This is a genomic window from Streptomyces sp. NPDC034037, assembly GCF_055575715.1.
Window position 1 is genome coordinate 90,973 of the sequence record NZ_JBVISC010000004.1, and the last position, 23,585, is coordinate 114,557.

At 71.0% G+C, this 23,585-nt stretch carries 29 protein-coding genes and 1 tRNA gene; 9 read left to right on the forward strand and 21 right to left on the reverse strand.

Going from position 1 to position 23,585, the window contains the following annotated elements; translation table 11 throughout:
• Positions 1 to 83: 83 nt before the first annotated feature.
• Entirely contained in the window at positions 84 to 821 is a 738-nt protein-coding gene (locus ACZ516_RS15600) for a copper chaperone PCu(A)C domain-containing protein (RefSeq protein WP_358913171.1), read from the reverse strand.
• 625 nt (positions 822 to 1,446) lie between these two features.
• Here ACZ516_RS15600 and ACZ516_RS15605 point away from each other — a divergent pair.
• From ACZ516_RS15605 to ACZ516_RS15635, 7 genes are all read left to right on the forward strand, one after another.
• On the forward strand, positions 1,447 to 1,929 hold the full coding sequence (locus ACZ516_RS15605) for a CarD family transcriptional regulator (RefSeq protein ID WP_003953493.1): 483 nt from the start codon (positions 1,447 to 1,449) through the stop codon (positions 1,927 to 1,929).
• 262 nt (positions 1,930 to 2,191) lie between these two features.
• The gene (gene ispD, locus ACZ516_RS15610) at positions 2,192 to 2,923 is read left to right on the forward strand and encodes a 2-C-methyl-D-erythritol 4-phosphate cytidylyltransferase (protein WP_361083603.1); all 732 of its coding nucleotides are present in this window, start codon (positions 2,192 to 2,194) and stop codon (positions 2,921 to 2,923) included.
• Positions 2,913 to 3,422, forward strand: coding sequence for a 2-C-methyl-D-erythritol 2,4-cyclodiphosphate synthase (gene ispF, locus ACZ516_RS15615; RefSeq protein WP_358582744.1), 510 nt, complete (start codon positions 2,913 to 2,915; stop codon positions 3,420 to 3,422). The genes ispD and ispF overlap by 11 nt, the downstream gene beginning before the upstream one ends.
• A 74-nt stretch (positions 3,423 to 3,496) precedes the next feature.
• Positions 3,497 to 3,901, forward strand: coding sequence for a PPOX class F420-dependent oxidoreductase (locus tag ACZ516_RS15620; RefSeq protein ID WP_358582741.1), 405 nt, complete (start codon positions 3,497 to 3,499; stop codon positions 3,899 to 3,901).
• Between the two features lie 80 nt (positions 3,902 to 3,981).
• Positions 3,982 to 5,385 carry a cysteine--tRNA ligase gene (gene cysS, locus ACZ516_RS15625; protein ID WP_358582738.1) on the forward strand — a complete coding sequence of 468 codons (1,404 nt, stop codon included), beginning with the start codon at positions 3,982 to 3,984 and terminating at the stop codon, positions 5,383 to 5,385.
• Positions 5,386 to 5,493: 108 nt separating this feature from the next.
• Positions 5,494 to 6,438 carry a 23S rRNA (guanosine(2251)-2'-O)-methyltransferase RlmB gene (gene rlmB / locus ACZ516_RS15630; protein ID WP_358582735.1) on the forward strand — a complete coding sequence of 315 codons (945 nt, stop codon included), beginning with the start codon at positions 5,494 to 5,496 and terminating at the stop codon, positions 6,436 to 6,438.
• A 117-nt stretch (positions 6,439 to 6,555) separates the two neighbouring features.
• Positions 6,556 to 8,220 carry a DoxX family protein gene (locus tag ACZ516_RS15635; protein WP_361083609.1) on the forward strand — a complete coding sequence of 555 codons (1,665 nt, stop codon included), beginning with the start codon at positions 6,556 to 6,558 and terminating at the stop codon, positions 8,218 to 8,220.
• Between the two features lie 96 nt (positions 8,221 to 8,316).
• Here the strand turns inward: ACZ516_RS15635 and ACZ516_RS15640 are convergent, their stop codons facing one another.
• The 3 genes from ACZ516_RS15640 to ACZ516_RS15650 all read right to left on the reverse strand — a co-directional run bounded on the left by ACZ516_RS15640 (position 8,317) and on the right by ACZ516_RS15650 (position 10,968).
• Positions 8,317 to 9,036 carry a nucleotidyltransferase family protein gene (locus tag ACZ516_RS15640; RefSeq protein WP_358582729.1) on the reverse strand — a complete coding sequence of 240 codons (720 nt, stop codon included), beginning with the start codon at positions 9,034 to 9,036 and terminating at the stop codon, positions 8,317 to 8,319.
• 61 nt (positions 9,037 to 9,097) lie between these two features.
• On the reverse strand, positions 9,098 to 9,556 hold the full coding sequence (locus tag ACZ516_RS15645; RefSeq protein ID WP_358582726.1) for a hypothetical protein: 459 nt from the start codon (positions 9,554 to 9,556) through the stop codon (positions 9,098 to 9,100).
• Between the two features lie 275 nt (positions 9,557 to 9,831).
• Positions 9,832 to 10,968, reverse strand: a complete 1,137-nt coding sequence (locus ACZ516_RS15650) for an ABC transporter ATP-binding protein (protein ID WP_358582723.1) — start codon at positions 10,966 to 10,968, stop codon at positions 9,832 to 9,834.
• Positions 10,969 to 11,178: 210 nt separating this feature from the next.
• Here ACZ516_RS15650 and ACZ516_RS15655 point away from each other — a divergent pair.
• Positions 11,179 to 11,252: transfer RNA gene (locus tag ACZ516_RS15655), tRNA-Thr, on the forward strand.
• 46 nt (positions 11,253 to 11,298) lie between these two features.
• On the opposite strand, the gene ACZ516_RS15660 is transcribed toward ACZ516_RS15655, so the two are convergent.
• From ACZ516_RS15660 to ACZ516_RS15675, 4 genes are all read right to left on the reverse strand, one after another.
• Complete coding sequence (locus ACZ516_RS15660) at positions 11,299 to 12,723, reverse strand: tyrosine-type recombinase/integrase (RefSeq protein WP_469010572.1); 1,425 nt, start codon at positions 12,721 to 12,723, stop codon at positions 11,299 to 11,301.
• Between the two features lie 63 nt (positions 12,724 to 12,786).
• The gene (locus ACZ516_RS15665; RefSeq protein ID WP_469010573.1) at positions 12,787 to 12,990 is read right to left on the reverse strand and encodes a helix-turn-helix domain-containing protein; all 204 of its coding nucleotides are present in this window, start codon (positions 12,988 to 12,990) and stop codon (positions 12,787 to 12,789) included.
• 178 nt (positions 12,991 to 13,168) lie between these two features.
• Positions 13,169 to 14,314 carry a DUF3631 domain-containing protein gene (locus ACZ516_RS15670; RefSeq protein ID WP_469010574.1) on the reverse strand — a complete coding sequence of 382 codons (1,146 nt, stop codon included), beginning with the start codon at positions 14,312 to 14,314 and terminating at the stop codon, positions 13,169 to 13,171.
• Between the two features lie 361 nt (positions 14,315 to 14,675).
• Entirely contained in the window at positions 14,676 to 15,572 is an 897-nt protein-coding gene (locus ACZ516_RS15675) for a bifunctional DNA primase/polymerase (RefSeq protein WP_469010576.1), read from the reverse strand.
• Between the two features lie 121 nt (positions 15,573 to 15,693).
• Here ACZ516_RS15675 and ACZ516_RS15680 point away from each other — a divergent pair, with 121 nt between their 5' ends.
• Entirely contained in the window at positions 15,694 to 16,701 is a 1,008-nt protein-coding gene (locus ACZ516_RS15680; RefSeq protein ID WP_469010577.1) for an SRA domain-containing endonuclease, read from the forward strand.
• Between the two features lie 149 nt (positions 16,702 to 16,850).
• On the opposite strand, the gene ACZ516_RS15685 is transcribed toward ACZ516_RS15680, so the two are convergent.
• From ACZ516_RS15685 to ACZ516_RS15745, 13 genes are all read right to left on the reverse strand, one after another.
• Positions 16,851 to 17,039 (reverse strand): hypothetical protein, encoded by a 189-nt coding sequence (locus ACZ516_RS15685; protein WP_469010578.1) that lies wholly within the window; start codon positions 17,037 to 17,039, stop codon positions 16,851 to 16,853.
• A gap of 33 nt (positions 17,040 to 17,072) precedes the next feature.
• Positions 17,073 to 17,321, reverse strand: coding sequence for a hypothetical protein (locus ACZ516_RS15690; RefSeq protein ID WP_469010579.1), 249 nt, complete (start codon positions 17,319 to 17,321; stop codon positions 17,073 to 17,075).
• A 147-nt stretch (positions 17,322 to 17,468) separates the two neighbouring features.
• A complete protein-coding gene (locus tag ACZ516_RS15695) occupies positions 17,469 to 19,583 on the reverse strand; it encodes a cell division protein FtsK (RefSeq protein WP_469010581.1) in 2,115 nt (704 codons plus the stop codon).
• A 91-nt stretch (positions 19,584 to 19,674) separates the two neighbouring features.
• The gene (locus ACZ516_RS15700; protein ID WP_469010582.1) at positions 19,675 to 19,833 is read right to left on the reverse strand and encodes a hypothetical protein; all 159 of its coding nucleotides are present in this window, start codon (positions 19,831 to 19,833) and stop codon (positions 19,675 to 19,677) included.
• Positions 19,834 to 19,918: 85 nt separating this feature from the next.
• Entirely contained in the window at positions 19,919 to 20,296 is a 378-nt protein-coding gene (locus ACZ516_RS15705) for a DUF6251 family protein (protein ID WP_469010583.1), read from the reverse strand.
• A gap of 58 nt (positions 20,297 to 20,354) precedes the next feature.
• Positions 20,355 to 20,537, reverse strand: coding sequence for a pRL2-8 (locus ACZ516_RS15710; protein ID WP_469010585.1), 183 nt, complete (start codon positions 20,535 to 20,537; stop codon positions 20,355 to 20,357).
• 2 nt (positions 20,538 to 20,539) lie between these two features.
• Positions 20,540 to 20,782 carry a hypothetical protein gene (locus ACZ516_RS15715; RefSeq protein ID WP_469010586.1) on the reverse strand — a complete coding sequence of 81 codons (243 nt, stop codon included), beginning with the start codon at positions 20,780 to 20,782 and terminating at the stop codon, positions 20,540 to 20,542.
• A gap of 15 nt (positions 20,783 to 20,797) precedes the next feature.
• Positions 20,798 to 21,121 (reverse strand): RRQRL motif-containing zinc-binding protein, encoded by a 324-nt coding sequence (locus tag ACZ516_RS15720; RefSeq protein WP_469010588.1) that lies wholly within the window; start codon positions 21,119 to 21,121, stop codon positions 20,798 to 20,800.
• Positions 21,121 to 22,131, reverse strand: coding sequence for a DUF2637 domain-containing protein (locus tag ACZ516_RS15725; protein WP_469010589.1), 1,011 nt, complete (start codon positions 22,129 to 22,131; stop codon positions 21,121 to 21,123). Before ACZ516_RS15725 ends, ACZ516_RS15720 begins: the two co-directional genes overlap by 1 nt.
• Entirely contained in the window at positions 22,128 to 22,661 is a 534-nt protein-coding gene (locus tag ACZ516_RS15730; RefSeq protein ID WP_469010590.1) for a hypothetical protein, read from the reverse strand. Before ACZ516_RS15730 ends, ACZ516_RS15725 begins: the two co-directional genes overlap by 4 nt.
• The gene (locus tag ACZ516_RS15735; protein ID WP_469010592.1) at positions 22,658 to 22,846 is read right to left on the reverse strand and encodes a hypothetical protein; all 189 of its coding nucleotides are present in this window, start codon (positions 22,844 to 22,846) and stop codon (positions 22,658 to 22,660) included. The genes ACZ516_RS15730 and ACZ516_RS15735 overlap by 4 nt, the downstream gene beginning before the upstream one ends.
• Positions 22,843 to 23,301 (reverse strand): Pycsar system effector family protein, encoded by a 459-nt coding sequence (locus ACZ516_RS15740; protein WP_469010593.1) that lies wholly within the window; start codon positions 23,299 to 23,301, stop codon positions 22,843 to 22,845. The genes ACZ516_RS15735 and ACZ516_RS15740 overlap by 4 nt, the downstream gene beginning before the upstream one ends.
• Complete coding sequence (locus ACZ516_RS15745) at positions 23,298 to 23,564, reverse strand: DUF6284 family protein (RefSeq protein WP_469010595.1); 267 nt, start codon at positions 23,562 to 23,564, stop codon at positions 23,298 to 23,300. Before ACZ516_RS15745 ends, ACZ516_RS15740 begins: the two co-directional genes overlap by 4 nt.
• Between the last annotated feature and the right edge of the window lie 21 nt (positions 23,565 to 23,585).

Below are 23,585 nucleotides of genomic sequence, written 5' to 3' on the forward strand. Positions count from 1 at the left end.
CACCCGCGCCGCCGCACATGCCGAAGGGCGGGCCCCCGGTGGGGACCCGCCCTTCGGCGTAGCCGCGTACGTACGTACGTCGCTCAGTGCTCGGTGTCGCCGCCGGCGTCGGCGCCGTGCGAGGCGTCGTCCGACGGGTCCTCGGCCCCGCCGGAGGCGTGGTCCGCGGGCTCGCCGCTCGCGACGCCGGCCGGCTTGCCCGACGGGTCGGCGGGAGCACCGGAGGCGGACTGCGAGGGCTTGCCGGACTTGGCGGGCCCGCCGCGCTCGGCGCCCGGGGCCTGCGGCACCTCGGTCGGGCCCCACTTGGCGAAGTAGCTCTCGGCGGGCACGACGAACGCCCTGATCTTCACGTCGCCGGTGTCGCTGAAGGCGAAGGTGACCTGCTGGGCGTTGCCGTCCTTGACGGCGTCGCGGCCGCCGGGCAGGACGGCGGAGGCGTTGTCCTTGCCGCCGATGACGAGCGAGCCGCCGGCCGGGACGGTCAGCGGGCCGTTCGGCTTGGAGGCCTTGTCCTCCTTGCCGCGCGTGAGCTTGACCTTGTCGGCGGCGCCCTTGACCGAGATGGAGTTCAGGGTCTGGTCGGTCGTGCCTCCGTTGAAGATCGTCGCGGAGACGACGGCCGGGCCCTTGGCCTTCGGGTCCGGCTGCGTGATGACCATGGCGTTCTGGATCTTGATGTCACCGACGGAGGTCGCGGCGTTGTCCGGCTTGACCTCCAACGTCTGAGCGTTGTTGCCCGCGCCGCACGCGGCGAGCGAGGCGAGCGAGAACGCGATGGCGGTGGCGGCGAGGGCGCCGCGTCGAAGGCTGCGGCTCACGGCGGCGGCAACTCCTTGAACGTGGACGGTACGGGAGGGTCGGACGACCCTGAAGCCGTCCTAAGGGTGTGTCAGCGCGCTTAGGTTACCGAGCCGTTCCCGCGCCGCCGCACCCGACCCGCCCCTCGGCCCCGCCAGCCTCTTGGCGCCCTTCCCCGGGCCCGCTTCCCACCGGCCCCCTCAGGCCGTTCGGCGGGGCCCTGGTCCGGCATTCACATAAGCGCCGGCAAGCGGCCGCCCGGGCGGAGACGCGGATTTTCCGGTAAGGAATGCGCGGGGCGCCGGAAATTGATCACCGGCCGCCGTGATCAATTCCGGAATCCCGGCGGACCCGGTGTGGCGCAGCTCTCCGCTCACCGAACGGAGTAGCGAAAGTTCACCGCTTGGAACCGCGCAAACCGGGACGTTCGGCCGCTCGGGGCGCCCGCGAGAGGGACGTAACGCCCCTGTTTCTCCCTCCCCGAAGAGCCGCTCCGACCTGCGAATACCCCGTTCCGGCGGCCCCGCGCAGCACGTTCCTGTTGCTGTTGTCAAGCCCCGAGATATGCCCTGACCTGCGAAAACGCCATTCAGAAGCGCCTGTTCTCGTGTTAGGATGGATAGCCACGGAAGGGGTACCTGTCACATGACGTTCAAGGTTGGCGACACCGTGGTCTATCCCCATCACGGGGCCGCGCTGATCGAGGCTATCGAAACTCGCCAGATCAAAGGCGTGGACAAGACCTACTTGGTGCTCAAGGTCGCCCAGGGCGACTTGACGGTGCGTGTGCCAGCGGACAATGCGGAGTTCGTCGGCGTGCGTGATGTGGTCGGTCAGGACGGGCTGGACCGGGTCTTCGAGGTGCTGCGCGCGCCGTACGCCGAAGAGCCCACGAACTGGTCGCGTCGTTACAAGGCGAATCTCGAGAAGCTCGCGTCCGGCGATGTCATCAAGGTCGCGGAAGTCGTGCGCGACCTGTGGCGTCGTGAGCGGGAGCGCGGACTGTCCGCCGGTGAGAAGCGCATGCTCGCCAAGGCACGGCAGATCCTGGTGAGCGAGCTCGCCCTCGCGGAGAACACGAACGAGGACAAGGCCGAGGCCCTGCTCGACGAGGTCCTCGCGTCCTGACGCCGGACGTGTCCCCGGTACGCGTCCCCGGACTCGTCCCTGGTGCAATGATCTCGGCGCAATAATGCCGCGGTGCCCGCTGACCCTTACAGGAGTCGCCGGGCGCTGCGGCATGTTCGTACCCGGAACGCATCCGGACATTCGCACAGGGCTCGGACAGCCGGCTCGACCAGATGTCACGGAAGGGTCCGGTCACCTTGTCCGCCCCCGCACGGTGAGGCCATACCCACGTCGGCCGAGCACACAAACCTGAACGGAACCGATGTCTAGCGAATCCCGCACCGCGGTGGTCATCCCCGCGGCCGGCCGGGGCGTGCGCCTCGGCCCTGGCGCCCCCAAAGCGCTCCGCGCGCTGAACGGCACCCCGATGCTCATCCACGCGGTCCGCGCCATGGCGGCCTCCCGCGCCGTCTCCCTGGTCGTCGTCGTGGCCCCGCCGGACGGCGCCGCCGAGGTCAAGACCCTCCTCGACGACCACGCGCTGCCCGAGCGGACCGACTTCCTCGTCGTCCCCGGCGGCGAGAGCCGCCAGGAGTCCGTGCGGGCCGGCCTGGACGCGCTGCCGCCCGGCGTCGACATCGTGCTCGTGCACGACGCGGCCCGCCCGCTCGTGCCGGTCGAGACCGTCGACGGCGTCATCGCGGCCGTCCGCGAGGGGGCGCCCGCCGTGGTGCCCGCGCTGCCGCTCGCCGACACCGTCAAGCAGGTCGAGCCGGCGACGGTGCCCGGCGCGGCCGAGTCCGTCGTCGCCACGCCCGAGCGCGCCCGGCTGCGCGCCGTGCAGACCCCGCAGGGCTTCGACCGCGCCACGCTCGTACGCGCCCACGAGAGCGTCACCGGCCCCGTCACCGACGACGCCGGCATGGTCGAGCAGCTGGGCCTGCCCGTCGTCGTCGTGCCCGGGCACGAGGAGGCCTTCAAGGTGACGCGCCCCCTCGACCTCCTCCTCGCCGAGGCCGTCCTCGCCCGCCGGAGGGCCAACGATGGCTTCTGAGACGCCCGCCCCGGCCCCCGTGCTGCCCCTCGTCGGCATCGGCACCGACATCCACGCCTTCGAAGAGGGCCGCGAACTGTGGTGCGCCGGCCTGAAGTGGGAGGACGAGGGCCCGGGGCTCGCCGGACACTCCGACGCCGACGTCGTCGCCCACGCCGCGTGCAACGCGCTGTTCTCCGCGGCCGGCCTCGGCGACCTCGGCGCGCACTTCGGCACCGGCCGCCCCGAGTGGTCCGGCGCCTCCGGGCTCACCCTCCTCGCCGAGGCCGCCCGCATCGTGCGGGACGCCGGCTTCACCGTCGGCAATGTGGCCGTCCAGGTCATCGGCCCCCGCCCGAAGATCGGCAAGCGCCGCGACGAGGCGCAGAAGGTGCTCTCCGACGCGGCGGGCGCGCCCGTCTCGGTCTCCGGGGCCACCACCGACGGCCTCGGCTTCCCCGGGCGCGGCGAGGGGCTTGCCGCGATCGCCACCGCGTTGGTCGTACGCACGACGCCTTGAGGGCGATAACGGGTAGGCGTAGCTGTCGTACCGGCAAGGTTCGTAGAGCCCGCTGACCACGAAGGAGCGAAGCCATGTCCGCCGCCCTGTCCGACCAGCTCAAAGCCCTCCTCGACGCCCCGTCCTTCATCATCGTCGCCACCATCCAGCCCGACGGCAGCCCGCAGCTGTCGCCGGTCTGGGTGAAGCGGGACGGCGACGACGTCCTGTTCTCCACCACGCTCGGCCGCCGCAAGGAGCAGAACCTGCGCCGCGACCCGCGGGTGACGGTGCTGCTCCAGCCGTTCGACGCGCCTTACACGTACGCGGAGATCCGCGGCACCGCGCAACTGACGACGGACGGCGGCCAGGAGCTGATCGACGAGCTGTCGCTGAAGTACACGGGCAAGGAGTACGCCGAGTTCAACCCCGCCGCCAAGGACGACGCCCCCCGGGTCGTGGTGCGCGTGTCGCCGCGCAAGGTCGTCGGGCGGGTCTGAGACCGCCGCGCGTCACGGTTCCGTGGCGCCGGGGCCGGAGGGGGCGTGGGGCACTGCCCCGCGCCCACTACTCTGGAGTGGTGACGATTCGCCTGTACGACACCAGCGCCCGGCAGATCCGTGACTTCAGCCCCCTGCACGAAGGCTGTGTCTCGATCTACCTCTGTGGTGCCACGGTCCAGGCGGCCCCGCACATCGGGCACATCAGGTCGGGCCTGAACTTCGACATCATGCGCCGCTGGTTCGCCTACCGCGGCTACGACGTGACGTTCGTGCGGAACGTGACCGACATCGACGACAAGATCATCAAGAAGTCGGCCGAGCAGGACCGCCCCTGGTGGTCGATCGGGTACGAGAACGAGCGGGCCTTCAACAGCGGCTACGACGCCCTGGGCTGCCTGCCTCCCACCTACGAACCGCGCGCCACCGGCCACATCACCGAGATGGTCGAGATGATGCGCGGCCTCATCGAGCGCGGCCACGCCTACGAGGCCGACGGCAACGTCTACTTCGACGTGAAGTCCTTCCCCGGCTACCTGGAGCTGTCCAACCAGGAGCTGGACAACCTGCTCCAGCCCTCGGGCGAGGGCGAGACCGGCAAGCGCGACTCCCGTGACTTCGCCATGTGGAAGTCCGCCAAGGAGGGCGAGCCCAGCTGGGAGACGCCCTGGGGGCGCGGCCGTCCCGGCTGGCACCTGGAGTGCTCGGCGATGGCCCACAAGTACCTGGGCCGGGAGTTCGACATCCACGGCGGCGGGATCGACCTGATCTTCCCCCACCACGACAACGAGATCGCCCAGGCCAAGGCCTTCGGCGACGCGTTCGCGCGCTACTGGGTGCACAACGGCTGGGTCACCATGAGCGGCGAGAAGATGTCCAAGTCGCTGGGCAACTCGGTCCTCGTCAGCGAGATGGTCAAGCAGTGGCGCCCCATCGTCCTGCGCTACTACCTGGGCACCCCGCACTACCGCTCGATGATCGAGTACAGCCCGGAGGCCCTGCGCGAGGCCGAGTCCGCGTTCGCCCGCATCGAGGGCTTCGTGCAGCGCGTGGTGGAGAAGGCCGGCGGAGCCGTCGAGCCCGCCGCCCAGGTGCCGCCCGCGTTCGCCGACGCCATGGACGACGACATGGGCGTCCCGCAGGCGCTGGCCATCGTGCACACCACGGTCCGCCAGGGCAACAGCGCCCTGGCCGCCGACGACAAGGAAGCCGCCGTCGCCCGGCTGGCCGAGGTGCGGGCCATGCTCGGCGTCCTCGGCCTCGACCCGCTCGACCCGCACTGGGCCGGCGCGGAGAGCGACCGCGGCGAGGACCTCCACGGCGTCGTGGACACCCTCGTGCGCATGGTCCTCGACCAGCGCGAGGCCGCCCGGGGCCGCAAGGACTGGGGCACCGCCGACGCCATCCGCGACCAGCTGAACCAGTCGGGCCTCGTCATCGAGGACGGCCCGAGCGGCCCCCGCTGGACGCTCGGCCCGCGCTAGCACCCCGCTGATGGTGCCGCCCGGCCAAGTGGGCGGCACACTGCATAGACGTACACCTTTCGCGCGTACGGACGTACGCGCCACCGCAACACGACAGACAGGTAGGTCATGGCCGCTAACAACCGCCGCATGTCCGGCAAGAAGGGCGCGCAGGTCGGCAGCGGCGGCAATCGGCGCCGCGGCCTTGAGGGCAAGGGTCCGACGCCGCCCGCCGAGGCGCGCAAGGGGCATGTGAAGAACCGCATCGCCACCGCCAAGGCCAAGAAGGCCACGGGCCGCCGCCCCGCGCCCAAGGGGCGCGGCGGCAGGTCGTCCTCCGAGATGGTCGTCGGCCGCAACCCGGTCTTCGAGGCGCTGCGCGACGGCGTCCCCGCCACGATGCTCTACGTCCAGCAGTTCATCGACAACGACGAGCGGGTGCGCGAGGCGCTCCAGCTCGCGGCCGAGCGCGGCGGCATCCACCTGATGGAGGCCCCGCGGCCCGAGCTGGACCGCATGACGAACGGCCTCAACCACCAGGGCCTCGTCCTCCAGGTCCCGCCGTACGAGTACGCGCACCCCGAGGACCTCGTCGCCGCCGCCCACGACGCCGGCGAGGACCCGCTGATCGTCGCCCTGGACGGTGTGACGGACCCGCGCAACCTCGGCGCGATCGTGCGCTCCGTGACCGCGTTCGGCGGCCACGGCGTCGTCGTGCCCGAGCGGCGGGCCGCCGGCATGACGGCCGGCGCCTGGAAGACGTCGGCCGGTACGGCCGCGCGTACGCCGGTCGCCCGCTGCACGAACCTGACGCGCGCCCTGGAGGCGTACAAGAAGGCGGGCATCGCCGTCGTCGGTCTCGCCGCGGACGGCGAGCACGAGGTCGGGGACCTGGCGGCGCTCAGCGGCCCGGTCGTCGTCGTGGTCGGCAGCGAGGGCAAGGGCCTGTCCCGCCTCGTCGGCGAGACCTGCGACTTCCGGGTGCGCATCCCGATGCCGGGCGGCGCCGAGTCGCTGAACGCCGGTGTCGCCGCGGGCGTGGTGCTGTACGAGGCGGCGCGGCGCCGCGCGTAGGTGTTGCGGGGCGTACAGATGTCCGGACCGCGTGATCCCTTGACGGGGGTCTCTTGACGCGGTCCGGACATTTCCGCGTGGTCAAGGCAGTGTCCTAACCACACGTCACTCGGTTAGATGAGTGTGGACACCAGAACACCCCGCACTCCCACAGGGGGAAGCTCGTCAGGCTTCGACGAAGCTCCCGCGCTGAGCATGGTGAAGGTGCCGAGCGACCCGGCGCAGGTCATCGTCGCGCACGCGAGCTTCCGCGTGCAGCTCCCCGCCGCTGGGCGCATTCAATCCCCGCGCATCTCACGGCACTTGGGCCTGCCCGAGACGACGGTGCGCCTGCCCGCCGTGGGCGAGGCCGCCAGGCGCCGCGCGCCCGTCGTCTGGAGCGGGAAGTCCGACCCGGACGACACCGGCGCGATCAGACTGCTGCAGGCCGTGCGCGGCAGCAGCGTGCGCCGCTCCGCCGAGGAGCCGGGGCCCTACGACGACGGCGGCGCCACCCAGGTCATCCCGCGCGTCGGCGTGGACGACGGCCCTGAGACCGCCCCGACGCCCGCCGTCGTGGGCCCGCGCGCCGCGGCGCCGCAGACCCAGCTGCTGCCGCAGATGCGCCTGCCCAGCAGCGACTACGACGAGCGGCTCGTCCAGGAGCGCGAGCGGTTCGACGACGACGCGTACGACCACGAGGACGACGAGGACGGCGCCGAGGAGCGCAGGCGGCGCCACGGCAACGATCCGGTCCGGCACGCCTACTACCCCGGCCGCCGGATGAACCTCGGCGTGGTCCTGCTCCCGCTGCGCGTCTTCCTCGGCTTCATCTCGATCTACGCCGGCATGGGCAAGCTGTGCGACCCCGTCTACTTCGACGGCGGCGAGCGCGGCTCCATGGTCAAGTGGCTCCACTCGCTGCACCCGTGGGCGCTCGCCGAGCCGCTGCGCGACTTCGCCCTCCAGCACCCGGTGGGCGCCGGGCTCACCATCGCCTTCCTCCAGGTGCTCGCCGGTGTCCTGACGGTGCTCGGACTCTGGCAGCGGGTCGCCGCCAGTGTCGGCGTGCTGCTCTCCGCCGCGCTCATCGTCACCGTCAGCTGGAAGACGGTCCCCGCCTACGACGCGCCGGACATCATCTACCTCGCCGCCTGGTCGCCGCTGATCATCGCGGGCGCCCCCGTCTACTCCGCCGACGGACGCCTCGCGGGAGAGGCCTGGCGCACGCTCGGGCCGCGCGCCGACATCTGGGACCTGCGGCGGCGGGTGCTGCGGCGCGGCGCCCTGATCGGCGGCGTCGCGATCGGTCTGACGCTGCTGCTCGGCTCGCTGCTGGGCGGCGCGGTGCGGGACGCGGACCGGGTCGTGGTGCCCGGGCCCGGCGAGTCCCCGCGCAACGAACTGCCGGGCTCCCCGCTCCCCGGGGACCCCGCGAAGAAGCGGCAGGAGCGCAAGCCGCACACCCCCTCCGCCTCGCCGGACTCCCCGACGCAGGGCAGCTCCGCGCAGCCCTCGCAGGGCGCCACGGCGCCGGGGGCCGCGCCGGAGACGGGCACGGTGGGCTCCACGCAGCCGAGCCAGGCCCAGGGCAGCAGCACGGCGGGCCAAGCCCCGCCGCAGCAGTCGGCGCCCCAGCAGCAGCGGCAACAGCAGCAGCAGCCGCCGGCCGCGACGGCGGGTCCCGCGACCAGCGGGGGCAGCACGGGTGGCGGCGGCACGGGCGGTGCCGGTGGTTCGGCGTCCGGCGGGTCCGGCGGCGAGCGGCCGGGCGGACTCCTGGGCGGTGTCCTCGGCCGCTGACCCCGGCTCTCGCCCGTACGTACGTCGAAGGGGCCCCGCACACACGCTGTGCGGGGCCCCTTCGGCGTACGGGCGGGGAGCGGCGGGGCGGGGGCCTCAACGGGCCTGGGCGGCCAGTTCCTTGGCGGCCTCGGTGAGGTCCTTCGCCGTGTCGATCGCGCGCCAGTAGGCGCCCTGCGGCAGCGGGAAGCCCGCCAGGCGCTTCTCACGGGCCAGCCGGGGGAAGGTGGTGCGCTCGTGGTCGCCGAGGTCCGGCAGGAGCGCGGTGAAGGACGAGGAGAAGACGTAGACGCCCGCGTTGATGAGGTACGGGGACGGCGGGGCCTCGACGAAGTCCGTGATGTGGCCGAAGGTGTCCGTCTCGACGGCACCCCACGGGATGCGGGGGCGGGCCAGGGCGAGGGTCGCGGTGGCGTCCCGCTCGGCGTGGAAGGCCGCCATGTCGCGCAGCGAGAAGCGGGTCCAGATGTCGCCGTTCGTCGCGTACCAGGGGCGGTCGGCGTGGGGGAGGTGGCGGGCGGCGTACTTGAGGCCGCCGCCGCGGCCGAGGGGTTCCTTCTCGACGACCGTGGTGACGTTCAGCGGGAGGTCGGCGGAGTCGAGCCACTCCTGGAGGACCTCGGCGAGGTGGCCGCAGGAGACGACGGCGTCCGTGACGCCCTCCGCGGCCAGCCAGGCAAGCTGATGGCCGATGATCGGGGTCCCCGTGCCGGGGATCTCGACCATCGGCTTGGGCCGGTCGTCGGTGTACGGCCTCAGGCGGGAGCCCTGGCCGCCGGCCAGGACTACGGCCTGCGTGGGGTTCAGCGTGGTCATGGCGGAAACCCTACGGCGTGCTCACGCCGAAGACCCCACGCGGCGGTGCGGGCCGCTCGGCTCAGCGGTTCTGGTGGGCCGCCACACCCGCCGCGTAGGACGTGTCGCACACGGGCCTGGCGTACGACTGGGCGCGCGTCGGGCCGTACTTGCGCACGGCGGCGCGGCCGAGGGCGCGGGCGATGGCCGCGCAGTGGCGGGCCAGCGACGGATGGCGGTCCACCTCCTGCTGGAGGTGGGTGAGGGTGGTGCCGGGGTTCTTCTCCTGGAGTTCCAGGAGCAGCCGGTCGCGCAGGATGTCCTGCGGGGCGCGGGACTTGGCCGGCACGGAGAGGTTGTCGGCGGATGCGGTCAGCATCGAATCCGAGGTGCTCCCCGACCAGTTGACGCTGGTGACCGCGAGGGTCCCGGAAAGCACCAGCATCACGGGCAGGACGAGAGCGAGCGTGCGGCCGATGCGGCGGGCGGGGCCCCGGTGGGCTCGGCGCGGCTTCTGGGTGTAGTTGGCGGAGTGCGTCACGCGAGGCAGCGTAGCGCTCGGTGATGATTTGGCGACATTTTGTCACTCGGTCGAGCGACGACGAAGGAGGTTTCTCTGGCGCGGTGTTGACGCGGGCGGGGCGCGGCGGGGGCGAAATGCCGGGTGTGCCGGGGTATTTGTCGACAACGTCGTCGCCGTGGGCGGGCCCGGCGGGCCCGGCGGGCCCGGCGGAGACGCCGAGGGGCCCCGCGCTCGCTCGGCGCGGGGCCCCTCGGGTGTGCTGGTGGCGTGCTCGTGGCGTGCCGTGGCGTGCGTCAGTCGGAGAGGCGCTCGCCCGTCGAGGTGGAGAAGACGTGGGTCTCGCCCGGACGCGGCACGACGTGCAGCTGGGTGCCCTTCTCCGGGACGCGGCGGCCGTTCACGCGGACCACGAGGTCCTTGTGCTCGCCGTTGACCTCGGCGGAGCCGTAGACGTAGCCGTCGGCACCGAGCTCCTCGACCACGTTGACGGAGACGGCGAGGCCGGCCGGGGCGTCCTCGGACGCCTTGGAGAGGGACTTCGCGGTGGTGCCGTCCTGCTCGACGATGTCGAAGTGCTCCGGGCGGACGCCGACGGTGACCGTGCGGTCGCCGCGGTCGGCGGCGGCGCTCAGGGCCTCGCGGCTGACCGGCACCACGGAGTTGCCGAACTTCACGCCGCCGTCGGTGATCGGGACCTCCACGAGGTTCATGGCGGGGGAGCCGATGAAGCCCGCGACGAAGAGGTTCGCCGGACGGTCGTACATGTTGCGGGGCGAGTCGATCTGCTGGAGGAGCCCGTCCTTGAGGACGGCCACGCGGTCGCCCATGGTCATGGCCTCGACCTGGTCGTGCGTGACGTACACGGTGGTGATGCCGAGGCGGCGCTGGAGGCTCGCGATCTGCGTGCGCGTCGACACGCGGAGCTTGGCGTCGAGGTTGGACAGCGGCTCGTCCATGAGGAAGACCTGCGGCTCGCGCACGATGGCGCGGCCCATGGCGACACGCTGGCGCTGACCGCCGGAGAGCGCCTTCGGCTTGCGGCCGAGGTACTCCGTGAGGTCCAGGATCTTCGCCGCGTCCTCGACCTTCTGGCGGATCTCGGCCTTGTTGACGCCGGCGATCTTCAGGGCGAAGCCCATGTTGTCGGCGACGGTCATGTGCGGGTACAGCGCGTAGTTCTGGAACACCATGGCGATGTCCCGGTCCTTCGGCGGCAGATGCGTGACGTCGCGGTCCCCGATGCGGATCGCGCCCGCGTTCACGTCCTCGAGTCCCGCGAGCATGCGGAGCGAGGTGGACTTGCCGCAGCCGGACGGGCCGACGAGTACGAGGAACTCGCCGTCCTCGATCTCGATGTCGAGGCCGTCGACGGCGGGCTTCTCGGAACCCGGGTACACGCGGGTCGCCTTGTCGAACGTAACAGTGGCCATGGTGAGGGCCCCCTTCACCGGCAGGAACGTGCCGGACGATCCGAGTAGAGGGAGTGGTGTAGTCCACCGGGGTGAACTGCTCGTGACCGTACCCCGGAGGTCCGCGGTCTGTCAGTAGTCGAGGCGTGCCGGGCTTCGCCGATATTTTCGACGGGGGCGGGGGAGTCGTTGGTTACACTGCACGGACGCGATGCGCGCGGCACCGCGTGTGCCTCCTTAGCTCAGATGGCCAGAGCAACGCACTTGTAATGCGTAGGTCGTCGGTTCGAATCCGACAGGGGGCTCTTGTGGAACCCCGGGTCAGAGCGGTCTGACCTGGGGTTTTGTCGTTCAGCGGATGCGGCGTCGGCGGCGGGAGCGGGCCGCGCGGGTGTCGGGGGTCTCAGTTGTGGTCTCAGTGGGGCCGGATTCCACGGGGTTTCCTCCCATGCGGGGCACGATCACGGACATGGGCGGCATGAAGGTCTCTCCCATGCGGCGCATGGCGTCCTTGGAGAGGTGGGAGCGCCCCTTCACGTAGCGGCGGGTCTGGCTGATCTGGGTGTGCCGCAGGATCTCCATGATGGTGGGCATGTCGACGCCCAGCTCGTTCAGGATCGTGCCGGCGGTGTGGCGGCTTCCGTCGTAGAGGCGGCGGTCATCGATCCCGGCCTCGGCAAGGAGTTCCTTGAACTCCTCGTAGTCCTGTCGGGGGTCGAGCGGGCGCCCGTCCGGCCGCGCGAATACCACGTCGTGGTCCTGCCACAGCTCACCGGCCGCTGCTCGCGCCTCCTCCTGCCGCACCTTGTGGTCGTGCAGAAACGGGATGAAGGCAGCCGGGATCGGGACGGGATTCTGGCTCTTCTTGGTCTTGGGTCGGGTGAAGACAAGGCCGCCCCCTTTGCGCTCGGGGCAGGCACTCGCGTGCTTCGTGCACGTCTTGGTGCACGGCTTCGGGCACCCCCGCTTGTAGTCCTTGTGCACGGTGCAGTTCGGCGGGCACGGGGTGAGGCGGTGGAGGCGCGCTCCGCAGGCGTGCGGGTCGGTGCAGCCGTGGCGCCATGTGAGGCGCTGAAGCTGCCACTTGGGGTGGAACAGCTCTGCCTCCAGGTCGACGTAGGACCATCGCAGGCCGAGTGTTTCGCCTTGGCGGAAGCCCATGCCGACGCCGACGATCCACCGCATGTAGTTGGGCCGTTTTGCGGCGGCTTCGAGGAACGCCTTGCACTCCTCCTGGGTGAAGGGGTTCGCCTCGGTCTCGTCAACGCTGGGCGGGTCCACGAGGGTGGCGACGTTCTCGCTGATCATGCGGCGGCGGTGGGCGATCTTCAGGGCGCGCGAGAGGATGCGGTGCACCTTCACGACGTGCGAGGGGGCGTGCCCGGCGTCGAGCATGGCCCGGTACATGCGCTCCAGGTGCTCGGGCTGCAGCTTGTCGATCCGGTGCTGGCCGACGCCCGGGATGATGTCGTTGCGGGTCTTGGACCAGTAGTCATCGAGGGACCGCGGCTTTAGCTTCAGGCTGGCGATGTCGGTGAGGTAGGTCTCCATCCACTTCGCGACGGTCGGGGCCCGGCCGGCCTTGGTCGCGCGGCCCTCGTCGCGCTGCCGTTCCAGCTCTTTGACCTTGCGCTTGATCTCGGGCTCGGTCTTCGCGCGGCGGTGGCGGCGGTCGGGGCTTCCGTCGTTTTTCACGCCCATGGTGACGCGGCCGTGCCACCAGCCGTCGGCGCCGAAGTAGACGGAGGACTCGTTGTTGGCTTTGCGGGGGCTCATGGGTTCCTCCATGCGGGAGGCGCCCCGAGCGGGATGCTCGGGGCGCCTCAGGACGTGCTCGGGTCAGGCGGGCAGGGGGGCGAGGCTGGCGACGTACGCTTCGAGGTCCGCCCGCCGAATGCGGCGCGCGCGGCCCAACTTGATGTAGATCAGGGCGCCTTCGGCCATCAGCTCGTAGACGGTCGAGCGGCCGATGGCGAGCGCTTCGGCTGCCTCTTCCGGCTTGTACAGGAGTCGGTCGACGGCGGCGGCAATCGCGGTGCTCATCCGGGGTGCCTCCTCGGGGGCTTCTCGGGGCCCTTCTCAGAAGTCCGCTACTTCCGCTACCGCCGCTACCTCGCAGGTCAGGGGCCTGTTGGAGGTAGCGGCTGGGGTAGCGGTAGCGGGAAGGTAGCGGCGGGGTAGCGGCAACCGGGGGTGGTTGCCGCTACCGCATCACTGCTGGTCAGACGGTGTTTTCGGTGCCGGGTAGCGGAGGTAGCGGACTTTCGGGGGGAGGGGGGCAGTAGCGGGCCCACGCGTCCCACAGATCGGCGGCGTAGTAGCCCTTGAGGACGCTGCCGGCGGCCTTGATGTTGCGGGAGGTGATGGGCTCGTTGTCCGCCGTCATGTACTCCGCGAGCATCTTGGACAGGCGCCGGTTGTCGAGCGGCTTGCCGTGGAGGTCGGCCCATGGTGCGTCGTCCAGGGCGGTGAGCCGGTCGAGGATGGCGATGGTGGGCAGACGGTCGATCCCGACCATGACGTGGTCGCGCAGGTCCGTGAGCAGCCGCACGCCCATGCTGCCTTTGTCGTTGGCGCGGGAGGCGGTCACGAGCGTGACGCATGCGGCGCGGGCCCGCTCGGGCCAGTGGCCACCGGCCGCGTCCGCGATGGCGAGCAGGGGTTCCCACACGTCGGCGGGCCGGTCGGTGACACCGTCGGGCATCTCGGGCCACGCGCCCATGACCTTGTCGCGGGCCTGCTCCGTCCACTGCGCGAGGCGGTCGCGGAGCTTGTGGCCTTCGGCTTCGTGGAGGCGGGCGCGGAAGGCCTCCACGCGTTCGTTGCGGGCCCTGCGGCGCATCCGGATGACGACGGAGCGGGTCATGATCGTGTCCGGGAGTGCGCCGAGGCCGGCGACCGCGACCGCGCAGTAGGAGGGGAAGGCCTGCACGGTCTGGTTGCCGCCGTCACCGATGCACCGGTAGGTGACTCCGGTGCGTCGGTGGCCGGCGTTGAGGAAACCGCGCAGTTCCTCGTTTTCCCCCGCCTTGGGCCCGAAGACGGTGTCGATCTCATCGAAGAGGATCGTCGGCCGTCCGTTGGGGTTGGACACGGACCGGAACAGGGCGGCCGCGGAGGCGTTGACCGCCGTCATGGGCTGGGGCACGAGGGTTTCCACCACCTCCAGCGCCCGCGACTTCCCGGAACCGGGTTCCGGGGAGAGGAAGGCCAGGCGGGGGGTGGAGTCGAAGCAGTCGAGCAGGTGGGCGTGCGCGTCCCACAGGGCGACCGCGACGTAGGCGGCTTCGGTGGGGAAGACGTTGAACCGGCGGTGGAAGGCCTCCACCTCGTCCAACAGCGCGGCGCCAGCAGTGTGGTCGGTCATGCGGCGGCCCTTCCTTCCTGGGGAGCACGCAGGGGGCACACGGCGCGGTGGGCGCCGTGGTCGTCAATCAGGGCGAGCACCTTGCCGCGCCCGACCGCGCTGCGGTTCCGGCCGCACTCGCACCGCGAGGTGGCGATGGGCACTGCACCGCGCGGGGCGCAGATGTGCAGCCACGCGATAGGGAAACGCCCGTCCGGGCGAGGCAGCGTGGTCGTGCGCAGGTCAGGGCGAACAGCAATGGGGACGCCTTCGGCGACGCCCTTCGGAGCGCCCACGGCCGGACGCGGTCCCCCCTGTCTGGCGGGGCGCGGGCCGGTGAGGGTGGACGGGATGCCTTCCAAGGCGGGGCGGGGCGGGGCGGTCATGCTGCCTCCCGCGCCCGCACCGTGCGGGCAGAGCCGTCCAGGGCGCTGCGGACGGTCGCGCGGCACTCGGCCGCGGTGAGTCCGCTCGCCTCCCCCGCCCCTTGGAAGGCCTCTTCAACCACGTGCCGGGGGATCTCGCCCCACGCAACGAACCGCCCCACCTTGAAGGCGCACCGGTTCAGCGTCGTGTTGCGCTGTTTCTCCGGTGCCGCGGCGACGACGGCGCACTCAGCTTCGAGCGCGGCGAGCGCCGCACGACTCCCGTCGACCGCGGGGAGCCTCAGAGGGCCCGTAGAGCGCACGGGGACCGGTTTCAGGATGGTTTGCAACCATTCGGGCACAGGGGCCGCCAGAGAGCCACTCAAAGCTTCGTAGGTTCCGGCGGGGGTGGCGCTGCCCGCAGCGACGACGTACCCGCCCCATGCCCGCGTGTCCACCAACCCCTCAATGGTTCCCGCGGTGTTGGCGTACCGCGTGCCGTGCGGGGCGGTGAAGTACAGGTGCTGCCCACCGCTCGCAGTCCGGACCCGGTAGGTGTCAGGGACGGCGTGCCCGGTGCGCTCGCAGAGCGCCTTGAAGGTTGTCACGCCGCAAGGCGTGTCCGCACTGCTGTTGTCCTTGGGCATGTCCAGGTCGATGACCAGCAGCCCAGACGGGCCGGTGGCGATGCCGACGTTATACGGGGCGTGCGACCACGCAGCCCGGATACGGTCCGCGTCGGTCGTAGCCCGCCGCTCCCACTTACGGTGCCCACCGGCGCACGGACCGGTACGGGGACAGGCGGCTTCGCCATGCAGGGCGGGCTGCTTCGTGCCGGGACGGAGAGGGAAGACGGGCCATCCGTGGCCGGCGGCGTCAAGGGCGGCCTTCAGTAAGGCAGTCGATTGAGTCATGCTGGGTGTCTCCAGTTCTCTTCGTGGGGGCTGGGTAGCGAGGGCGGCCCCGGACTTTGGCGAGACGGGGGCCGCCCTTGTGCGCAAGGGGTGTCAGTGGGAGTGCATAGGGTCTTCGTCCATGACGACGACTCTTGAGCTCGTGCCGGGCATGATCACTACGCGTGATGACGTCGCTACGGCTTTCGGCTGTGGGAAGTACCAGGGCATCGAGCCGGCGGTGGACGCCAAGAAAGTGTTTGTGTACTCCGATCCGTCGGCCGGCGAGGAGTTCGGCTACACCTTCGATGGCCGGGCGGAGGATGACGAGTACGGGCCGCTGTACTTGTACACCGGCTACGGCGCCAAGGGCGATCAGCAGATGAAGAGCCGCAACAAGTCGCTGCGTTACCACGTCGAAGACGGGCGTGAGCTGCACTTGTTCGTCGCCGCCGGCAAGGCGCCGGACTCGGGCGCGAAGCTTCAGCGGTACATCGGGCAGATGGGCGTGGACCCGATCGACCCGGTAGAGATCCGGCGCGGCGTGGGCCAGGACAAGAAGATGCGCGACGCCCTGGTGTTCAAACTCCGCCCGACCCCTGGGACGACGCCGGCGTGGACCGACGAGGACTGGTTGAAGCCGGCCACCGAGACGGCAATTGAGTCCGTTGAGGTCAAGCCGGTCATTCCCGCACAGCCCGGGGTCAAGGACAAGAACTCCGAGCAGCACACGACCACCGAGACCGTCGCGAACATCCCGGGCGGTCAGCGCAAGGTAGTACGTCGGGAAGGACTATTGGTAGAGGCGTTCAAGAAGCGTCTGACCGCGGCCGGCCACACGCACAAGTCCTTCCAGATCACCTTGGCCGGGGAGGTAGGTGCGCTGACACCGGACCTGTACGACTCCACCGATCACATGCTCTACGAGGCGAAGGGCCAGACGACCCGCATCAACATCCGGATGGCAATTGGGCAGTTGGCCGACTACCGGCGCCACGTCCCGGACGCCAAAACTGTGCGGGTTGCAGTGCTCCTGCCGAGCGAACCAAGCCCAGACCTCAAGGACCTGCTCACCTCACAGGGCGTCCACCTCGTCTACCAGAAGGGGGACGACTTCGTAGGCTTCCCCCTTCCGGCCGGTGAGAGGTAATGGTCGGATGGCCGGGCCGACCACCCGACGGGCACAGCTAGCGGGTTGCGTGCTGATGTGCACGCCGGTCACGCCGAAGGGCGCGGGGGTGGCGGGGTGCCACGTGGCTCCTTCGGTCGTGGAGGTGGTTGCGCCAGGGCCGAGGCGGCCTACAGGGCGGCGACGGCGTCCAGGACGGCGTGGGTGAGTTGGTTGATGGGTCCGGCGGCGCCGGTGGAGGCGAGGAAGAAGCTGAATCCGGCGGCGATGAACGCTGATCCGGCGCTGAGTGAGCCGTGGCGGAGCAGGAAGAACAGCACGAGGGCGAAGAGGGCGACGAGGGATACGGTCACGGCCATGGCGTGGCCTCCGTTCCGGTCGTAGGGGCGGGGTCAGGTGCGGGTGGGGTGGCGGCGGGTTCCGTCGGCGTGCAGGCGGCGGCCGGCGTTGGTCAGGCGTCGTCCGGCGCGCAGCCGGTAGCGGGCGCCCCGGCAGCGCCGGCAGGCCTTGACGCCGCGTCGGGTGACCTTGCGGGCGCCGGTCCCCGAGCAGGCGCGGCACAGCGCGAACGGCTGCACCGCACACAACGCTGCGTAACCGGCGAGGGTGAGCAGGATGAGGGCGCTAGCGGCGAGCAGCATGCTCGTCTCCCGTCGAAAGATGTGTTTTCGGGGGTTGGCGCAGGTCAGGCGCTAGACGCTAGCTACCTGATCAGATGGGGTGCAGGGCGCTAGTGGGGCTGCTAGACCTAGCGGTGGGGGCCGCTAGGTCTAGCAGCGCTGCTCGCCTCAGGCCGCCTTGCGGTCGGCGTCACGGCGAGTGATGGCGGCGGCGATGTCGGCGCGTTCGATACCGCGCCGGTTCTTGCCTTCGCCGGCGTCGGTCTGCCCCCACACCTGCCCCGGCTTGACCCCCCACGGCTTCAGGGCGGCCGTGACGTTCTCGCCCTTCCAGCCGGCGTAGGTCTCGGGCTGGTGGGCGGCCAGGCGGGTGGCGATGCGCTCGCACCACACGGCCTTCTCATCCGAGGCGATGACGGCGAGCACGTCCGCGAGGATGTCCGAGGCGGCGGTCTTTTCGGGGCCCTTGCCGATGGCGTGGCCGGTGACGTTGCCGTAGTCCTCGCGCAGTTTGCGAGCCCGCGCCGCGACCTGTTCGGCGGCGAGGGCGTCCACGAACGCCGAGGCGACGATGCGTGGATCGTCGCCTTCACCGGCCATCCAGCAGATGCCCCGGTCCGAGCGGGAGAACATGGTGGCCCGGTACCCGGCCTTGTACATCGACGTGCCCAGCACCATGTCGTTGGCCGGCTGGCCCATGACCTTCAGGCAGAACCGCAGGACCGCGTTGGCGCTGATGCCGGTGGGCAAGGACTTGGCGTCCGGGCGCTGGGTGCCGAACAGCGTCACGATGCCCAGCGCCGGACCGCGCTTGACCAGGTCGGTGCAGATCGCTTCGATCTCCTTGCCGTGCTCCTCGTGCTCGAAAGGCACCTGGCACTCATCGAACCCGGCGACGATGGGGTGCAGGCCAAGGCTTTTGTCACTGGCCAGCTCCGGGGTCACCTTCGACTCGGGGCAGCGCGAGCGCGGCAGGGACTTGATGACCTTCGCCCGGCGCCGCAGTTCCTCTTTCAGCTCCCGCAGCGCGTCCAGAACGTAGGCGATGTCCTCGTCTTCCTCGCCGGCGCGGTAGCGGTGGCAGACCGGCTCCAGGGCGCCGAAGTCACCGGTGCCCTTGAAGTCGAAGGCCCACAACTCCGCGCGCGGGTCCAGGGCCGCGATCAGCAGGAACAGCCGCATCAGGAACGTCTTGCCCATGCGGGGGATGGAACCGACCACCACGGCGGCGAACATCAGCGTGACCGACACGTCCCGCATCCGCTGGTCGTTGCCGAAGGTCACCGGGCGGAACAGGTCGACCGTCCCGGAGTTCAGCAGCGGCCACGCCGGCTTCGACGTTTCGTTCATCGGCTTGTCCCCCACCCACAGCACCAGGCGGCCCTCGTGCTCAGTGGGGTCGGGGGCAGGCCACACGCAGCCGACCTTGCGGCGCAGACCGGAGGCCAGCGGCTTGCGAGCCTCCATGATGTCCTCGGGCGTGACGCCGTAGGGAAGGTCGAGATCCGCGCGGTATCCGGGTCCGTCCCGCACGATCTCGCTCGTGAAGCGCAGGCCGTTCATGTCTCCGCCCTTCTTGATGGCGGCGGAGATCTTGGCGTTGCCGATGGAGTCCAGACCGCGCAGCACGATGGAGCCGGTCAACTTCTGGATCTCCGTCTTCAGCACGGCCGGGCCCACGACGGGTGCGTCGGGCTGCTGGCCGGCCGCCCCGAGCAGCAGGACACCGCCGGCGGCGAACGCGTAGAGGTAGGCGGGGGCGATGACGTACAGCCACAGCGCGAACCCGAGGCCGAAGACGGCGGCGACCAGGGTGACCAGGCCGCGCAGGCGCACGCGTCCGGCCCGCAGGCGAGCCAGGCGCATGTACTCCTCGGCGTCCTCGGTGCGCACCGCGAACTCCCGCAACGGGGCGGCCTCGCGGTCCCACACCCAACGGTGGGTGGAGGCGATGAAACGGCAGGTGCCGCGCGGGGCCATCATCCCCAGGCGGGCGGCATAGACCGGTACGCGCACGCCGTGGAAGAGCGAGGCGTAGCCGAGGTTGGCGCCGGCGTGGCGGGCGGTGGCCAGGAAGTCACGCCGGTTGGTCAGCCACCCGGCGAAAACCGGCTTGCGCTTCTCGCTGGTCACACCGGGCTCAGGCAGTTTGGGGTTGTCGACGGCGACGATGGTCGGCGTCTCATCCGGATCGGCCACCGGCGCAGGGGCAGGCGCCGGGTCGGGGGTGGGGTCGGGCACGGGCCGCAGGTGAGGGGCCCGCTCCGTGCTGGTTTCCGTCATGCTGGGGGTTCCTGTCTGCTCGGTCTGCGGGCGGTACAGGGGCCCGGGGCGGCCGGTCGCTTGGCCGTGGACGGCCGCCCCGGGGGCACAGCTACTTGCCCTTGCGCTGCTGGGCGTCGCGCTTGTCGCCACGCTCCGCGATCTTTTGCAGCGCCTTCTTCTGGCGGGTGGTGAGGGTGCCGCCGCGCATCGCGGCAGCAGCGCCGATGCGGTAGATGCGGGCCAGTTCGAACGGCGTCGGGTTCGCCACGACGTGTTCCCTTCGGTGTGCGGGCCGGGGCTGTCCCAGCTCCCCGCCCCACCCGGCCACAATGACCGGGCGGGACAGGCAGCCGTCAGCGACGACGACCGCGAGCGCGCCGCACGGCCTTGGCGGCGGCACGGCCGTCGGTGCCGCCCACGGACCGCACGACCGTCACCATCCCCCACGTCAGAACGACGGCGAGGAAGGCCAACAGAGCAAGGTTCGCGGCAATCGCGATGAGCACGCCGACCAGCAGCGGACCGAAATACACACCGGCCGCCACCGCGCCGGCGCCCACCCCGGAACCCAGCGCGAGGCGCTGCACCGTCCGGTCCGGCGGGGCGTGGTGGATGTGCTGATGCACCACGGGCGGCGCGGCGTGCTGGATCGGTGCGGGCAGGTGATCGGTGTAGGCGTAGGTGCCGTCCGGGAGTTGCACCACCCGGACAGGCTCAGGCAGATGATTCACGGCTTCTCTCCTTCGCACGGTGTGAACGGTCAGGCGACGAGGGTGATCACCGCTGCGCTCACCACCAGCGGGACGGCTTCTTGGGCACGAGGGTGGGGTGGCCGTTGACCATATGGTCGACGCACTGCGGGCAGTCCTCGCGCGGCTTCAGGCGGCGGTGGATGCTCTTGTCGTGGGCGTGCTGCCAGCACTGCGGGCACTCACCAGGCGGTGCCTTCCAGGCGGTATCGGCGTTGGGCATGGTCAGACGCTCCTCGGGTCCTGCCGGAAGTCGGCGGCGGCCTGTCGGGCGGTGTCCCTGATGCCGGTCACCAGCTCTTCAAGCCGGTCGAGGGGGACATAGATCAACCGACCCCGAGCGCCGCCGGCGATCCGCACGGCTACGGCGGGCTCGGCACGGTCCGTACCGGGATGCAGGATGACCGCCTCGGCAGTCAGCCTCGCGGAACCGCCTCCACAGTCGCCGGTGGTGAAGCGGTAGGTCATCGGTGTCCTCCCAGGTCAGATGGTGTCGTGACAGGGCACGCAGGTCCCGAGCGAGGCAGGGATGACGTAGCCGGCATCCCTGCGGCACTGCGGGCAGACGCGGCGGGCCCGGTTCGCCGCCGCGAGCGCGGCCCACCGCCCCGGCGTCATCGGCCGGACCGGCTTGGCCAGCTCGACGCGGTACAGGTAGGCAACCAGCGGCCCCCGCCGGCGGCGGGGCCGTTCGAGCTGCGCAGCCACCCCCTGGCCACCGGGCCGCAGGCCACGGGCGCGGAGTTGGCGAAGGGTGGCGTAGCCGTCCGGGGCCAAATGCCACCGGAACACCGGCAGCGTGGCCATCACTGGCTCGCGATGGCGAGGTCAGTGCGGCCCTGCGCGGTGGGGTCGCGGTGCTCGGCGTAGCGGTGGGAGACCCAGCCGACCGACCAGCCGCACAACTCGGCCGTCACCCGCACCGACAGACCCGAGGCGAACGCGGCCGCCACGATCCGGCGCGCCTCGTCCTCGGGCAGCTTCTCCTGTGCCGGTCCGCGCTCCAGCAGCTCGGCGCGTTCACGCTCCGCACGCTCCTCGCGTTCCCGCCGTTCACGCTCCGCCTGTTCCGCGCGCTCGCGCTGCTCGGCCTCGGCCCGCTGCCGGGCCTGCTGTTCACGCCGCAGCAGCTCTTGTTCACGCTGTTCACGCTCGCGTTCACGGCGTTCACGAAGCTCCCGCTCGGCAGCCTCCACCCGCTCCCGCGCCTCGCGCTCCTCGCGGAGCCGGCGCTCTTCGCGCTCGGCCTGCTCACGGGCAAGTGCGGCCTCGTGTTCACGCTGTTCACGAGCGAGCATGGCGGCGTGCTCACGCTCCTCCCTAGCCTCGGCACGGGCCCGCTCAGCACGCGTGTGGGCCACCTGCTCCCGCCGCTCCCGTTCGGCCCGCTGCTCGGCTTCCAGAGCGGCCACCGCGCGGGCGATGGCCCGCCGGTAGGCCAGGCTGGTCTCCGCCGTGACGATGAGCAGCAGCGGCGCCACCGCATGGACGGCCACGCCCACCAGGTCTTTGTCCAGCGCCGAGTCGGCCGTGTTGAGGGCCAGCGTCATCAGGCCGGTCATCCACCGCAGCACGATGGGCCAGCGGCCGCCGTGCCCCCCGAGGCGAGCCAGCACGTCATCGAGCTTGACCACGATGACCACGGCCGCATCCACCACCAGCGGCAGAATCGGAGCCGTCCAGTCCCACGCGGGGGCGGTGTGGTCCGCCATGAGCGGGGTGACCGTGAGGATCGAATAGAGCATCGCCCCGCACACGATCAGCCACGTCCCGACGTTCAGCGCCTTCTCTGCTGAACGGGTCTGAACAGTGTTCATGCCGCCTCCCCCATCGAAGGGGGAGCGGGCAGCGACGCGCGGCGGAAGCCGTTGCAGCCGGCGTCATAGATGAACGCCTCACAGCGCCACGTGAACGCGGCGGGCGAGCGTTCATCGCACGGCCGCCAACTGCCGGGCGTACCGCCATGGGTGGCGGTGGTGTCGGCGTATGCGTCCTCGCGCGAGGCATAGATGGTGTGCGGCTCGCCATGGTGGAGCAGCACCGTGAGCGTCTGCCCCTCCTGTGGCTCGGCCGCCAGCTCCTCACGCAGGCGCCGCAACTCGATCTGCGCGAGCAGTACACGCTGCTCGGCCGCGCCCGCTTCCTTCACCGCGTGGGTCAAGAGCGCACCCACTTCGGTGGTGGTCGCCTCTGCCTGCTGTGCACGCTTGGTGGCGACGGCCAGTTCCCGCGCGTGCCGGCCGACCGCTTCCTGGAGAGCCTGTCCGGCCTGGTGGGCCCGTTCGAGGGCCGCCTGCGTGTCGGCTTCGAGCAGCGCCAGGCGCTTGGCGGTGAGAATGCGAATCATGCGGCATCCCCCCTCTGGCGGGCGTGGCGGCGCCAGCCGACGAACTGCGCGGCGAAGCCGGCAACGGCCAGGTCCATGAGCCACGGCCTGTCCCACGCCAGGGAGCTGGCCGAAGCGGCGATGGCCAGGAGCGAGCCGGCCAGGATCAAAACCCAGTTCAGGCCAGACAAGGACTGCTCGGTCATGCCAGACCACCCCCGAGAGCGATCAGCGCAGCGAGAATGAGCAGGGCCCCACCGGCGCGGGTCAGATCGACCGCCCGCCGCAGGGCCGTGAACTTCCTGACCGCAAGGCGGGCCAGGCCGGCGATGTCCTGCGCACGCCGGTCCTCGGCCAGATGGGCCGTGATTTCCTCGGCACTCAGCGTCGCCCACAGCGGAAAACCCACCGGGCGGGAGCCGCCCAAGTTCGGGCGGACCGAGGAGAGTAGCGAGGCCGCCGCCGCGAGCAGCAGGGCCACCCCGAGGCCGCCGACCACGCAGGCGGGCAGGGACAAGGACACGTCCTTGGCGACCGTCCACGTCCCCGCCAGAAGCGCACCGACGAAGGCGAGCAAGAGGCTGACCTTGGTGTCCGTGCGGGCAATCTCGGCCTTCACCTCGGCGTGCGCGGCCGACAGGTTCGAGTCGATGGCACTCACGCGCCCACCCCCGAAACCCCGCCGGCGGCGGCGGTGTTGGCGAGGACGCGGCGGGCGGCGAGCGCCTTGCGGCGGGCCCGCCGGATACGCCGCATGTCCAGCTCGGACGGGACCCGGTCAAGAGTGATGATCTGCGCGTCCAGCAGGTCGACGTCCGCCAGGATGACGGGCATCTCCCGCTCAATCGCGTCCAGCTCCGCGCTCGTCGGCTCCATGAACGGAGCGAACGCCGTAACAGCGTCCTGGACAGTAATCTGGTTCATGGGTCGTGGTCTCCCTAGCAG

Excerpts from the sequence above, each read along its gene's own strand:
- ACZ516_RS15605 (WP_003953493.1), top strand. The coding sequence starts at position 1,447 with ATGACGTTCAAGGTTGGCGACACCGTGGTCTATCCCCATCACGGGGCC.
- ispD (WP_361083603.1), top strand. The coding sequence starts at position 2,192 with ATGTCTAGCGAATCCCGCACCGCGGTGGTCATCCCCGCGGCCGGCCGG.
- ispF (WP_358582744.1), top strand. The coding sequence starts at position 2,913 with ATGGCTTCTGAGACGCCCGCCCCGGCCCCCGTGCTGCCCCTCGTCGGC.
- ACZ516_RS15620 (WP_358582741.1), top strand. The coding sequence starts at position 3,497 with ATGTCCGCCGCCCTGTCCGACCAGCTCAAAGCCCTCCTCGACGCCCCG.
- rlmB (WP_358582735.1), top strand. The coding sequence starts at position 5,494 with ATGGCCGCTAACAACCGCCGCATGTCCGGCAAGAAGGGCGCGCAGGTC.
- ACZ516_RS15635 (WP_361083609.1), top strand. The coding sequence starts at position 6,556 with ATGAGTGTGGACACCAGAACACCCCGCACTCCCACAGGGGGAAGCTCG.
- ACZ516_RS15640 (WP_358582729.1), bottom strand. The coding sequence starts at position 9,036 with ATGACCACGCTGAACCCCACGCAGGCCGTAGTCCTGGCCGGCGGCCAG.
- ACZ516_RS15650 (WP_358582723.1), bottom strand. The coding sequence starts at position 10,968 with ATGGCCACTGTTACGTTCGACAAGGCGACCCGCGTGTACCCGGGTTCC.
- ACZ516_RS15660 (WP_469010572.1), bottom strand. The coding sequence starts at position 12,723 with ATGAGCCCCCGCAAAGCCAACAACGAGTCCTCCGTCTACTTCGGCGCC.
- ACZ516_RS15665 (WP_469010573.1), bottom strand. The coding sequence starts at position 12,990 with ATGAGCACCGCGATTGCCGCCGCCGTCGACCGACTCCTGTACAAGCCG.
- ACZ516_RS15670 (WP_469010574.1), bottom strand. The coding sequence starts at position 14,314 with ATGACCGACCACACTGCTGGCGCCGCGCTGTTGGACGAGGTGGAGGCC.
- ACZ516_RS15675 (WP_469010576.1), bottom strand. The coding sequence starts at position 15,572 with ATGACTCAATCGACTGCCTTACTGAAGGCCGCCCTTGACGCCGCCGGC.
- ACZ516_RS15680 (WP_469010577.1), top strand. The coding sequence starts at position 15,694 with ATGACGACGACTCTTGAGCTCGTGCCGGGCATGATCACTACGCGTGAT.
- ACZ516_RS15685 (WP_469010578.1), bottom strand. The coding sequence starts at position 17,039 with ATGGCCGTGACCGTATCCCTCGTCGCCCTCTTCGCCCTCGTGCTGTTC.
- ACZ516_RS15690 (WP_469010579.1), bottom strand. The coding sequence starts at position 17,321 with ATGCTGCTCGCCGCTAGCGCCCTCATCCTGCTCACCCTCGCCGGTTAC.
- ACZ516_RS15695 (WP_469010581.1), bottom strand. The coding sequence starts at position 19,583 with ATGACGGAAACCAGCACGGAGCGGGCCCCTCACCTGCGGCCCGTGCCC.
- ACZ516_RS15710 (WP_469010585.1), bottom strand. The coding sequence starts at position 20,537 with ATGCCCAACGCCGATACCGCCTGGAAGGCACCGCCTGGTGAGTGCCCG.
- ACZ516_RS15715 (WP_469010586.1), bottom strand. The coding sequence starts at position 20,782 with ATGACCTACCGCTTCACCACCGGCGACTGTGGAGGCGGTTCCGCGAGG.
- ACZ516_RS15720 (WP_469010588.1), bottom strand. The coding sequence starts at position 21,121 with ATGGCCACGCTGCCGGTGTTCCGGTGGCATTTGGCCCCGGACGGCTAC.
- ACZ516_RS15725 (WP_469010589.1), bottom strand. The coding sequence starts at position 22,131 with ATGAACACTGTTCAGACCCGTTCAGCAGAGAAGGCGCTGAACGTCGGG.
- ACZ516_RS15730 (WP_469010590.1), bottom strand. The coding sequence starts at position 22,661 with ATGATTCGCATTCTCACCGCCAAGCGCCTGGCGCTGCTCGAAGCCGAC.
- ACZ516_RS15735 (WP_469010592.1), bottom strand. The coding sequence starts at position 22,846 with ATGACCGAGCAGTCCTTGTCTGGCCTGAACTGGGTTTTGATCCTGGCC.
- ACZ516_RS15745 (WP_469010595.1), bottom strand. The coding sequence starts at position 23,564 with ATGAACCAGATTACTGTCCAGGACGCTGTTACGGCGTTCGCTCCGTTC.